Raw genomic sequence first — 11,737 nt, 5'->3', positions numbered from 1 at the left:
AAAATGCCGCCCGCTCAATGACCGACGCTCAACGATGAACCCAGACGCACTCGCTACCCTGCACGCCCACCTGCTCACCGCCCTGGCCAGCCCGCCGGCTGAAACCCGGCGCCTGTTCCATGGCCGTGGCCGCTGCTGGCCGGGCCTGGAGCAATTGACCGTGGACTGGCTGCAAGGCGTGGTGCTGGTCGCGCTGTTCAAAGAGCCCGAAGCGCCCCATCTGGAGGGGTTGAAACAGCTGTTGATCGACTTCGACTGGGCCCGATCCGGCGCCCACAGTGTGGCGCTGCAACACCGCTACCTGCCGCAAAGCACCACGGAATGGCTGGTGGGCGCAGCCATCGACGAGCTGACCATCACCGAAGGCGGCCTGCGTTACCTGATCGACCTGGGCAAAAAGCAGAACAGCGGGCTGTTCCTCGACATGCGCTACGGCCGCAACTGGGTGCGCGAACAGGCCAAGGGCCAGCGCGTGCTCAACCTGTTTGCCTACACCTGCGGCTTCTCGGTCGCGGCCATCGAGGGCGGCGCCAGCCACGTGGTGAACCTGGACATGGCCCGTGGCGCCCTGAGCCGCGGCCGCGATAACCACCGCCTGAACGGTCATGACCTGAGCAAGGTCACCTTCCTCGGCCACGACCTGTTCAAATCCTGGGCCAAGGTCACCCACAGCGGCCCCTACGACCTGGTGATCATCGACCCACCGTCCTTCCAGAAAGGCAGCTTCCTGCTGACCAAGGACTACCAGCGCGTACTGCGTCGCCTGCCGGATTTGCTCACGGCCCAGGGCACTGTCCTGGCGTGCATGAACGACCCGGCCTTCGGCGAAGACTTCCTGATCGACGGCGTCACCCGCGAAGCACCGGGCCTGCGCTTTATTGAACGGCTGCAAAACCCGCCGGAATTTCCGGATATCGACGCGCAAAGCGGACTGAAGGCACTGGTGTTTCGCCAAGGCTGATGCCGAAACGTCCTACGCTTGCTACGCTATGTGATGCGCCGGGCGGTGAACCTTATGACCCCCTTCCCGGTCGATACCTGCATTCCCCGGCCAGACTCGACAGCGTCACGTTGTCGGCTGCCCCGTTTCACCTTTTGGAGAACCGCCCGTGATATCGACCCTGCATGTAGCCAGAATCAAAGCCTGGGGCGCCCACGGCTTTACCGCCACCGGTGTGGTATTGGCCTTCCTGGCCACCCTGGCGCTGCTGGAAAACTCACCCAAGGCCTGCCTGCTCTGGCTGGGCCTGGCCCTGGTAGTAGACGGCGTCGATGGTTCCCTGGCGCGACGGGTGAATGTCAGCACGGTATTGCCCAGCTTTGACGGCTCGGTACTGGACCTGGTGATCGATTACCTCACCTATGTGTTTATTCCGGCACTGTTTATCTACCGCTATATCGACCTGCCGGACTTTACCCACCTGTTCACCGTGTCGGTGATCCTGGTGTCATCGCTGTTCTGCTTCTGCAACGTGAACATGAAGAGCAAAGACAACTACTTCGTCGGCTTCCCCGCCGCCTGGAACGTGGTGGCCTTGTGCGTATACATCATCCAGCCGGACGCCTGGGTCACCTTGCTGACCGTGATCGGCCTGGCCCTGCTGACCGTGACGCCGATGAAGTTCCTGCACCCGTTCCGGGTCAAGCGCTTCATGCCGATCAATATCGCAGTGACCACCATCTGGTTGCTCTGCAGCTTTTTGATGGTGGTGGATTATCCCAACACCAACCCGTGGACGTTTGGGTTGTGGTCGGTGATGTCGGCGTATTTCCTCGGGATTTGTGTGTGGCGCACGGCGCTGGAGTGGATGGGGACTCACAAATAGGCAACTGACACACCGTGGGCAAAATGTGGGAGGGGGCTTGCTCCCGATGGCGGCCTGACAGCCGACCAGGATGTTGGCGTGGAATGAGTACATATCCGTTGCTGCGGTAACGGCCACTTATGGTTACGCCCTTACGGCGTGTCACTTTTGGAAAAGCGCCAAAAGTAACCAAAAACGCTTCGCCCCACCACTCGGTACCTCGCCTAGGCTCGGTATGCCCGAACGAAGGCTTTGGAGCGTGGGTAACCCGGCAGGACGCCGGGTTAGCCGCGCTGGGCCAAGGATGGCCCATCGCGGCGGCCCACGCTCCAAAGCCGGAGTGAGGGCACACCGAGCCTAGGCGAGGTGCCGAGTGTTGGGGCGAGGACCTTTTGCTTACTTTTGGGTCCCTCCAAAAGTGAGTCGCTGTAAAAGCGAAACCATAAGTGGCCGTTACCGCAGCCACGGATATGTACTCGGTCAAAACCAACGACATGGTCGGCCCGAAGGCCGCCACGGAAACAAGCCCCCTCCCACATTTGGTTCTGCGTACATCAGGCAGGTAAGATGGCAGCCCTTCGCACAGCGTTTTGCTGCGCACTGCCAACCATAAGCACTCCCCCATGCCCTTCGAACTCAGCGTAGACCTCACCACCCTCGCCATTCTCGCCGTCGTGGCCTTTATCGCCGGCTTTATCGACGCCATCGCCGGTGGCGGCGGCCTGCTTACCACCCCGGCGCTGCTCACCGCCGGGATGCCGCCCCACCTGGTACTGGGTACCAACAAGCTCAGCTCCACCTTCGGTTCGGCCACGGCCAGCTTCACCTTCTACCGTCGCAAGCTGTTCCACCCGCGCCAGTGGGTGCATGCGATCATCGGCACGTTGATCGGTGCGCTGGCCGGTGCGGTGGTTGCCCACTACCTGCCCGCCGAAACCCTGAACAAAATGCTGCCGGTGATCGTATTCGCTTGCGGCGTGTATTTGCTGTTTGGTGGCACGCCCAAGGCGCCATTGGACGCCGACGCGCCGATCAAGAAGAAATGGCAAGGCACCCAGGGCTTCGGCCTGGGCTTCTACGACGGCGTGGCCGGCCCCGGTACCGGTGCATTCTGGACCGTGAGCACCATGCTGTTGCACCCCATCGACCTGGTGAAGGCCAGCGGCGTGGCGCGCAGCATGAACTTCGTCAGCAACGCGGCGGCGCTGTCGGTGTTTATCTTCAACGGCTCGGTGGATTGGATTGTCGGCCTGGCGATGGGCGTGTCGGTGATGTGTGGCGCGTTCTTTGGCGCGCGCAGCGCGATCAGCGGCGGCGCCAAATTCATTCGCCCGGTGTTTATCACCGTGGTTCTCGGCCTGACCGTGCGCCTAGCCTGGCAGCACTGGTTCAGCGTGGCCTAGGCGACGGGCCAGGTAGAGGTCGATCAGGTAACGCGCAATCGAGCGTGACGCCGGCAACGGCGGCAGGTCGTGGATGCTGAACCACTGCGCGTCCTCGATCTCGTCGGCCTGGGGCACGATGTCGCCACCGGCGTACTCGGCATGGAAGCCCAGCATCATCGAATGGGGGAACGGCCAGCACTGGCTGCCCATGTACTGGATGTTCCTGACCTCCACCTGCACTTCTTCACGCACCTCGCGGATCAGGCAGTCTTCGGCCGACTCCCCCGGCTCGGCAAAGCCCGCCAAGGTGCTGTAGACCCCGGTGACAAACCGTGGCGAGCGCGCCAGCAGGATCTCGTCGCCACGGGTCACCAGCACGATCATGCTCGGCGAAATCCGCGGGTAGCTGCGCAGGTCGCAGGCCTGGCAATACATCGCCCGTTCCCGTGGCACCTGGACCATGGCCTGGCCGCAACTGCCGCAGAACCGATGCTCCCGCGCCCAGGTGCCGATCTGCGCGGCGTAGCCCAGCACTTTGTAGAGGGTGTGATCACCTTGCAGCATGAAGCCGCGCAGGCCCTGCCAGCTGCAACCAGGCACTTCGCCCGCCGAGTCGAGTTCCAGCAGATACACCGGCTCACCGTCGAGGTGGCCGATGCCATGTTCGGCAAACACCGAAAGCTCCTGGCGCTTGAGCCATTCCCGAGGGAACAGCGGGCCGTTGGCGTCATGCAAAAAGCCGTCGCGGCTGCGGGCGACGGCCCAGCCGCCGGGGGCGTCGTTGTCCAGCAGCGTTGTGGTAATCCAGCCTGGGGTCATGTCAGTCAATCCACGAATTCGGGTTTCTGCTTGCTCATATGGGCCGCGATGGCCACGCGCAGGTCGTTGGATTGCAACATAGCCGAGTTCCAGGTGGCAACGTATTCCAGACCGTCATTGACCGTATGGTCACGCATGTAGCTGATCATGGCTTTGGTGCCAGTGACCGCAATCGGCGATTTGGCCGCGATTTCATGGGCGATCTCGAACACGCCGGCCAACAGGCTTTCCTGGTCGGCATACACGCGATTGACCAGGCCGATGCTGCGCGCCTCCTCGGCACCGAACGGGCGGCCGGTGTAGGCCAGCTCACGCAGCATGCCGTCGCCGATGATGCGTGGCAGGCGTTGCAGGGTGCCGACGTCGGCGGCCATGCCGATGTCGATTTCCTTGATCGAGAATTGCGCGTCTTCAGCCGCGTAGCGCATGTCGCAGGCGCTGATCAGGTCGATGGCGCCACCGATGCAGTAACCCTGGATCGCCGCCAGTACCGGTTTGCGGCAGTTGTCGACGGCGCTGAACGAGGCTTGCAGTTCGAGGATCTTGCGCCGCAGCAGGCGTGCATTGCGGCCCACATCCTTGCCGAAGTCATTGGCCACCGAGGCCAGCATCATCAGGTCGATGCCGGAGGAAAAATGCTTGCCGGCACCGCTGAGCACCACGGCGCGTACGGCGTCGGTGTCTTCGATCCATTGGAAGATGTCGATGATCTCGGTCCAGAACGCGGCGTTCATCGCGTTGATCTTTTCCGGGCGGTTGATCTGCACATGGGCTACGTTGCCGCTGAGTTCGACGACGAAAGCTTGATATTCGGACATGGCAGTGATCCCTGGCTGGCGAGTGATAAGGCCTGAACTATAACAAGGGTACGTGACGGCGCATCGGCCAAAAGCGGGACTGGCAACGGCGATGGAAAAGACGCTGGATAAAAGCCCCGGCACACGCCATCCTTCGCGCTTTGAGCCGCCCCATCAGCGGCGTTCGACGTTTAAAGGATATGCCCATGCACGCCCAACCCCTCGCCCCCGCCGATTTCGAATTCATCGAAGAAACCCTGTTGAAATACGGCGACGACCATTCGGTGCTGAACCTGGCCGAACTCGACGGCTACTTCACCGCGCTGGTGTCCAGCCCCGCGCAGGTGGATATTGCAGAGTGGTTCCCGGCGATCTGGGGTGGGCAGAACCCGGAGTGGGAAAGCGCCGAAGAGGCCAAGCAGTTCCTGGACCTGTGCGTGCGTCATATCAACCTGCTGGCCGGACAACTGGCGACTGACGCCGAGGGCTTCAAGGCGCGCTTCGATGAAACCGAACACCAGGGCCAGGACGTGACCCTCGCCGAAGAGTGGTGCTTTGGCTATATCCGTGGCGCGGCGATCGGCAACTGGCCGGAATTGCCGGCCGAACAAGCCGCACAGCTGGAGAAAATCTCCTGGTGCGCCGAACAGGACAACTTCGAGTTGCCGGCCGACCTCGATGTGCCGGCCCATCAACAACGCGTCAGCGAAATCGAACCGGCGGCGCGGGCCCTGCATGATTACTGGCTGGCCTTGCGCTAAGCCTCGACAAGCACCGCACCTTTGGCCGATTATTCGGGTCCGCCCGTCGGCCACTCCGTACCACCTTGCCTTGATCAGGAGCCTTGCACCTTGAGTTCGCAGAAAACCGTGACCGTTACACCGCCCAACTTCCCCCTGAATGGCAAGGTCGCGCCCCCCGGCTCCAAATCCATTACCAACCGCGCCCTGCTGCTGGCGGCGCTGGCCAAGGGCACCAGCCGCCTGAGCGGCGCCTTGAAGAGCGACGACACCCGGCATATGTCGGTGGCCCTGCGCCAGATGGGCGTGACCATCGACGAGCCGGACGACACCACCTTCGTGGTCACCGGCACCGGCAAGCTGCAATTGCCGGCGCAGCCGTTGTTCCTCGGCAATGCCGGCACCGCGATGCGCTTCCTGACGGCCGCCGTGGCTACCGTGCAAGGCACGGTGGTACTGGACGGCGACGCGTATATGCAGAAACGTCCGATCGGCCCGCTGCTGGCCACCCTCGGCCGGAACGGTATCCAGGTCGACAGCCCGACCGGTTGCCCGCCGGTGACGGTGCACGGCGTGGGCACGGTCCAGGCCAAGCGCTTCGAGATCGACGGCGGCTTGTCCAGCCAGTATGTATCGGCCCTGTTGATGCTGGCCGCGTGCGGCGAAGCGCCGATTGAAGTGGCACTGACCGGCAAGGACATCGGTGCCCGTGGCTACGTGGACCTGACCCTGGACTGCATGCGGGCCTTCGGCGCCCAGGTCGATGTGGTCGACGACACCACCTGGCGCGTGGCCCCCACCGGCTACACCGCCCATGATTACCTGATCGAACCCGACGCTTCCGCCGCCACCTACTTGTGGGCTGCCGAAGTGTTGACCGGTGGCCGCATCGACATCGGCGTGGCCGCCCAGGCCTTCACCCAACCAGACGCCAAGGCCCAGGCCGTGATCGCGCAGTTCCCGAATATGCAGGCCACCGTGGTCGGTTCGCAGATGCAGGACGCGATCCCGACCCTGGCGGTCCTGGCTGCCTTCAACAACACCCCGGTGCGTTTCACTGAGCTGGCCAACCTGCGGGTCAAGGAATGCGATCGCGTACAGGCCCTGCATGACGGCCTCAATGCGATCCGTCCGGGCCTCGCCAGCATTGAAGGCGATGACCTGCTGGTCGCGGCCGACCCGGCGCTGGCCGGCACGTCGTGCAACGCCCTGATCGACACCCATGCCGACCACCGCATCGCCATGTGCTTTGCACTCGCGGGGTTGAAAATCGCGGGAATCCGCATTCAGGACCCGGACTGCGTGGCCAAGACCTATCCTGGGTACTGGAAGGCCCTGGGCAGCCTTGGGGTCGCGTTGAGCGACTGACTCAACGGCGTCGGAATGGGGAGGTAAGGATCATGACCATTCGCCAACCCTGCCCACCCGGTGCCTGTGTCTGCGACCGTGAACAACTGCTGGAAGCCCCCGGCGCGGACCTGCGTATCCTCAGCCTGACGCGGCAGGAAGAGAAACGCCTGGTCGAGCGCCTGGAAAACCTGCAAAGCCTGCAAGACCTGGAGCGCATGCAACAGCGGATGCACGAGCTATTGGGCATCCGCGTGCATATCGCGCCGGGGCACAACGAGGTCAAGAGCATGCGCGGCATCCAGATCGTCATCGACGAGCTGCCAGGCATGTGCCGCAAGACCCGGCAAGCGATCCCGGCGGCGATTCGCCGGGGCCTGGAGAAAAATCCGGAAATTGCCTACCGCCTGCTGGACGCCCACGACCTGCTTCGCGAAGGTTGAATCAACCGGCGACCGTCTCGGCCTCGAACAGTTTCTGCCCTACCGCCCTGGCTGTTTGCAGATGCGCGGTCGCCGCGCCATCTTCCGACTCCAGCAACAACGCCGACGTCACCACTTTCGCTCCACAGTAATCAAAAATCCCGTAGTCGATCTGCGTGCGCATCGCCTTGGCGTAGCCGTGTCGGTCAAACGCGCTTTCATCGGCCGCCCCCAGGGCCAACAGGTGCACGTGCAAGTGCCGCAGTTTTTTCACCACGGGCATGTCCGGGCCGTAATCGATCGCCCAGCCGTTGACGAACACGCGGTCGACCCAGCCCTTGAGCAGGCCCGGCAGCGACCACCAGTAGATCGGGAACGCCAGCACCAGGGCATCGGCGCGGTCGATGCGTGCCTGTTCCGCCAGCACGTCGGCCGGGGGCGTGGCGCGGGTGTGGTGTACGAGGTGGTCGGCGGCGGTGTAGCGCGGGTCGAAGCCTTCGGCGGCGAGGTCGGCGATTTCGAAGGTGTGGCCCTCAGCAGTCAGCCCGGCAGCTACCTGCGCGGCCACGGCGTGGGTGAGGGATTGTGGGTCGTGATGGGCAACGACGATGAGTGCGTGCATGACTTTGACTCCCTTTGGGTTTAATCTACTTTTGGTAAGTTAACACCAGCAAGTTACTTTTGGTATATAAGCATGTCAAGCCCTGAATCCCCTGCCCCACGTCGTCGCCTGTCCCGTGAAGATCGCCTGCGTCAATTACTGGAGGTGGCCTGGCAACTGGTGCGCGAGGAAGGCACCGAAGCCCTGACCCTGGGCCGCCTGGCGGAACTGGCCGGCGTCACCAAACCGGTGGTCTACGACCACTTCGTCACCCGTGCCGGGCTGCTCGCCGCGCTGTATGAAGACTTTGACGCGCGTCAGACCCAGGTGTTTGCCGAAGCCCTCGACGCCAGCAGCGCGACCTTGGAAGAACGTGCCTGGGTGATCGCCTCGTGCTATGTCGATTGCGTGTTATTGCAGGGCCGGGAAATTCCGGGGGTGATTGCCGCACTGAGCAGCTCGCCGGAGCTGGAAGCGCTCAAGCGTAAGTATGAGGCGATTTTTCTCGACAAATGCCGCGCCGCGCTGGCGCCCTTTGGCCAGGTTTCACAGCCAGGATTACGGGCGATGCTGGGGGCGGCGGAAGCGTTGTCCGATGCTGCGGCGAGCGGCGAGATCAGCCGGGAAGAAGCGCAACAGGAACTACTGGCAACCATCCTGGCGATGGTCAATCGCGCACAGCGTTGAAGACTGAAGAAGCTTCTGTGGTGAGCGGGCTTGTTGTGGTGAGCGGGCTTGCCCCGCGCTGGGCTGCGAAGCAGCCCCAATAAGAGCACTGCAGTGTGCCAGGCAGCTCAGGGGCTGTTTCTGGGGCCGCTTCGCAGCCCAGCGCGGGGCAAGCCCGCTCACTACAGAAGCACTACAAAAAAGCCAAGCAGGCCAGGCTAACGCCCTGCCACAAACAGCTGGACCTTGCGTGCCAGTTGATCGAGGTGCCGGTCCCGCTGTTTCTCGGCATCCACCATCGCCCGCTTGCCGTGTTTTTGCAGCAGGTAGGTATGGATCTGGCGTACCTCCAGCGAACTGTAGATTGCCGCCACATCCAACACGCCCATCAAGCCATCGGTGCCGTAGGCCCGGGTATTCATCAACACCTGGGTGCCCCGCGCACCCCGCACTTGAAAACCCATGGCCTCGAAGGCCGCTACCTTCTCCACGGCACATGCCAACTCGGCATGGGGATAGCGCGCCACCACGTCCGCCATCATCCCGCGCGCCACACCCTGACGCCGGAAACCGGCCTGTACCGCCATAAAGGCGATGCCACAGGCTTCAGGATCATCTTTCACCGGCAGGTACAGGCAAAAGCCAATCACCTGCTCCTCGAGCATCGCCACGATCAACTCAACGGCAATCCCCTTCGACCCGCCCAATGCCTCCAGGTACAGGTGCACCTCAAAGCCGATGGCATATTGGTAGATGTTGTAGAGCAGGTTGCTCGGCGGCAGTGCGACGCTGCTGATGTCGGTGAGGTTGTCCACCACCATCTGCAGGATCTGGGCATTGATGGGCTCGGGGCACGGTGTGGTGTAGCGGGTAAGGCTGAACATGCAGATTCCTGGGGTTTCGCGTCAAGGCAGCGGCGATTGTACCTGTTGCAGGCCGTTCAGTGTCCGCACACCTCACGCACGCACCCGCGCAACCAGCGGTGGGCCAGGTCGGCATCCAGCCGCGGATGCCAGAGCATCGCCACGGTGAACGGTGCCAGCGTCAACGGCAACGCAAAGCTGTACAGGCCTTCGCGCTGATGGGCGGTGTAGCGTTCGGGCACGCAGGCAATCAGGTCGGTGTCGCGGGCCAGGGCGATGGCCGTGGCGAACCCGGCGACGATGGTGCCGATCTGCCGCGTCAAGCCCAGGGCGTCAAGCCCATCGTCGATCTGGCCGCGCTCCTGCCCGCGCCGCGAGACGTAGACGTGGCGCCCCTGGGCAAACCGCTCGGCACTGATGTCGCCCTGGCTCAGGGGATGGCCGCTGCGCACCACGCCAATCAAACGGTCGCGAAACAGCGCCTGGGTCAGCACTTCGGGGCTGGCGTCAGGGTCGACCACGCCGGTTTCCAGGTCGACGCTGCCTTGGCGCAGTAACGTGCTGTCCTTGTCGGTCTTGCTGACGAAACGCAGGCGTACACCGGGCGCCTCCCGTGCGATGCGCGCCAGCAACACGGGACCGAAGTTTTCGACGAACTCATCACTGGTGCGCAAGGTGAACGTGCGCTCCACCTGGGCCAGGTCCAGGGCGTGTGCCGGGCGCAGCACCGCATGGGCGTCCTGCACCAGGCGGCTGACCTGCTCACGCAATGCCTGCGCCCGCGGCGTCGGCACCAGCCCGCGCCCGGCGCGGACCAACAGCGGATCGCCGGTAGTCTCGCGCAAGCGCGCCAGCGCCCGGCTCATGGCCGAGGGGCTCAACTGCAAGCGTTTGGCCGCTCGGGCGACACTGCCTTCGGCCAGCAAGACATCCAGGGTAATCAGCAGATTAAAGTCGGGCATGGGCGCTCCTTAGCAGGCGTTTGACGCAGGTATTAACTGCAAACCCTGCGTCTTCCGCCATGTTAGGCCAGGCCGTAGATTTGTGACAGTTGCGTCCACCCAAGGAATCTTCCATGAATACGTCTTCACGCGGCGGCCTTGCCAGCCTGTCGCTGTCCATGTTGCTCGCCGCCCTCGGCACCAGCATCGCCAATGTCGGCCTGCCCAGCCTGGTACAGGCATTCGATGCGTCGTTTCATGCCGTGCAGTGGGTGGTGCTGGCCTACCTGATGGCGATCACGGCGGTGATTGTCATGGCCGGCCGAATGGGCGATCGCCTGGGCCGTCGCCGGCTGTTGCTCGCCGGGCTGCTGTTGTTTGCGCTGGGCAGTGGGCTGTGTGCGGGCGCGCCCTCGCTGGGCTGGCTGATTGCCGCACGCCTCCTGCAGGGCTTGGGCGCGGCGAGCATGATGGCCATGGCGCTGGGGATGGTCGGCGACACGGTGCCCAAGGAACGCATCGGCCGGGTGATGGGCCTGCTGGGCACGATGTCAGCCGTCGGTACCGCCATGGGCCCCGCCGCTGGCGGGTTATTGCTCAGTGTATGGGGGTGGCGCGCGCTGTTTCTGGTGGGCATGCCCTTGGGATTACTCACGGCCAGCCTCGCGTGGCGCTACTTGCCGGTTGATCGACGCCAAGCAGGCTCACCTTCCAGCGTCTGGTCACCGTTGAAGGAAGCACCCTTGCGCACGAGTCTCGCGATGAGTGCGTTAGTAGCGGCGGTGATCATGGCAACCTTTGTGGTCGGCCCTTTCTACCTGTCCAAGGGGCTGGGGCTGGACCCGCAATGGATGGGCCTGGCCATGGCCGTCGGGCCCTGTGTCGCGGCGCTCAGCGGTGTACCGGCGGGGCGCCTCACCGACCGCCAGGGCTGGCGCCTTATGACTTTCGCCGGGTTGGGCATCCTGTTTTGCGGCGCATTACTGTTGTCGTTGGCCTCGGGATTGATCGCCTACCTTGGGGGGCTGGTGATTCTGACGACGGGCTATAGTCTGTTCCAGGCCGCCAACAACACTGCGGTGATGTGCGATGTAGACGGTGCGCGCCGAGGTACGGTCGCAGGCTTGCTCAACCTGTCACGCAATATCGGGCTGATCTTCGGTACCTCGGCCCTGGGGGCGGTGTTCGCCTGGGCGACCCCGGATGTCACCCGCGCCAACGCGCAATCCGTGACCAGCGGCCTGCATGCGACTTTCACCGTCGCCGTGGGCTTGATCCTGCTGGCCACCGCGATGGCAACGGGCCGCATCCGCGCCGTGAATGCCCCACAGAATACCCGTTGAGGCAAAAA

General features: G+C 63.5%; 13 protein-coding genes. 8 read left to right on the top strand and 5 right to left on the bottom strand.

The window, feature by feature from the left end; genetic code table 11:
* Positions 1-34: 34 nt before the first annotated feature.
* The 3 genes from F6S08_RS14740 (at position 35) to F6S08_RS14730 (ending at position 3,208) form a co-directional block, all read left to right on the top strand.
* Positions 35-961, top strand: a complete 927-nt coding sequence (locus F6S08_RS14740) for a class I SAM-dependent methyltransferase (protein ID WP_065927823.1) — start codon at positions 35-37, stop codon at positions 959-961.
* 148 nt (positions 962-1,109) lie between these two features.
* Positions 1,110-1,826: a phosphatidylcholine synthase gene (gene pcsA, locus F6S08_RS14735; protein WP_027606368.1), complete on the top strand. Its 717-nt coding sequence runs from the start codon at positions 1,110-1,112 to the stop codon at positions 1,824-1,826.
* Positions 1,827-2,428: 602 nt separating this feature from the next.
* Positions 2,429-3,208 (top strand): TSUP family transporter, encoded by a 780-nt coding sequence (locus F6S08_RS14730; protein ID WP_065927824.1) that lies wholly within the window; start codon positions 2,429-2,431, stop codon positions 3,206-3,208.
* On the opposite strand, the gene nudC is transcribed toward F6S08_RS14730, so the two are convergent.
* Entirely contained in the window at positions 3,176-4,009 is an 834-nt protein-coding gene (nudC, locus tag F6S08_RS14725) for an NAD(+) diphosphatase (RefSeq protein WP_065927825.1), read from the bottom strand. The genes F6S08_RS14730 and nudC overlap by 33 nt on opposite strands.
* A gap of 5 nt (positions 4,010-4,014) precedes the next feature.
* Positions 4,015-4,827 (bottom strand): crotonase/enoyl-CoA hydratase family protein, encoded by an 813-nt coding sequence (locus tag F6S08_RS14720; RefSeq protein ID WP_315871800.1) that lies wholly within the window; start codon positions 4,825-4,827, stop codon positions 4,015-4,017.
* Between the two features lie 185 nt (positions 4,828-5,012).
* Here F6S08_RS14720 and F6S08_RS14715 point away from each other — a divergent pair, with 185 nt between their 5' ends.
* The 3 genes from F6S08_RS14715 (at position 5,013) to F6S08_RS14705 (ending at position 7,336) form a co-directional block, all read left to right on the top strand.
* Positions 5,013-5,567, top strand: a complete 555-nt coding sequence (locus F6S08_RS14715) for a UPF0149 family protein (protein WP_315871799.1) — start codon at positions 5,013-5,015, stop codon at positions 5,565-5,567.
* Between the two features lie 90 nt (positions 5,568-5,657).
* Complete coding sequence (gene aroA, locus F6S08_RS14710; RefSeq protein ID WP_315871798.1) at positions 5,658-6,914, top strand: 3-phosphoshikimate 1-carboxyvinyltransferase; 1,257 nt, start codon at positions 5,658-5,660, stop codon at positions 6,912-6,914.
* A gap of 32 nt (positions 6,915-6,946) precedes the next feature.
* Positions 6,947-7,336, top strand: a complete 390-nt coding sequence (locus tag F6S08_RS14705; protein ID WP_315871797.1) for a hypothetical protein — start codon at positions 6,947-6,949, stop codon at positions 7,334-7,336.
* A gap of 1 nt (position 7,337) precedes the next feature.
* On the opposite strand, the gene F6S08_RS14700 is transcribed toward F6S08_RS14705, so the two are convergent.
* Positions 7,338-7,937, bottom strand: coding sequence for an NAD(P)H-dependent oxidoreductase (locus F6S08_RS14700; protein ID WP_065927829.1), 600 nt, complete (start codon positions 7,935-7,937; stop codon positions 7,338-7,340).
* Positions 7,938-8,009: 72 nt separating this feature from the next.
* Here F6S08_RS14700 and F6S08_RS14695 point away from each other — a divergent pair, with 72 nt between their 5' ends.
* On the top strand, positions 8,010-8,603 hold the full coding sequence (locus tag F6S08_RS14695; RefSeq protein WP_065927830.1) for a TetR/AcrR family transcriptional regulator: 594 nt from the start codon (positions 8,010-8,012) through the stop codon (positions 8,601-8,603).
* Positions 8,604-8,800: 197 nt separating this feature from the next.
* Here F6S08_RS14695 and F6S08_RS14690 read toward each other — a convergent pair whose 3' ends face one another.
* Together F6S08_RS14690 and F6S08_RS14685 are read right to left on the bottom strand one after the other, a co-directional pair.
* Entirely contained in the window at positions 8,801-9,466 is a 666-nt protein-coding gene (locus F6S08_RS14690) for a GNAT family N-acetyltransferase (RefSeq protein WP_065927831.1), read from the bottom strand.
* Positions 9,467-9,522: 56 nt separating this feature from the next.
* A complete protein-coding gene (locus F6S08_RS14685; protein ID WP_315871796.1) occupies positions 9,523-10,407 on the bottom strand; it encodes a LysR family transcriptional regulator in 885 nt (294 codons plus the stop codon).
* 113 nt (positions 10,408-10,520) lie between these two features.
* Between F6S08_RS14685 and F6S08_RS14680 the strand changes: the two genes are divergently transcribed.
* Complete coding sequence (locus F6S08_RS14680; RefSeq protein ID WP_074846482.1) at positions 10,521-11,729, top strand: MFS transporter; 1,209 nt, start codon at positions 10,521-10,523, stop codon at positions 11,727-11,729.
* Positions 11,730-11,737: the final 8 nt, after the last annotated feature.

It is taken from the genome of Pseudomonas sp. JV449, from assembly GCF_032424295.1.
Lineage (GTDB): Bacteria > Pseudomonadota > Gammaproteobacteria > Pseudomonadales > Pseudomonadaceae > Aquipseudomonas > Aquipseudomonas marginalis.
The sequence above is the reverse complement of the archived record's forward strand: the minus strand, read 5'-3'. Positions and strand labels throughout refer to the sequence as shown.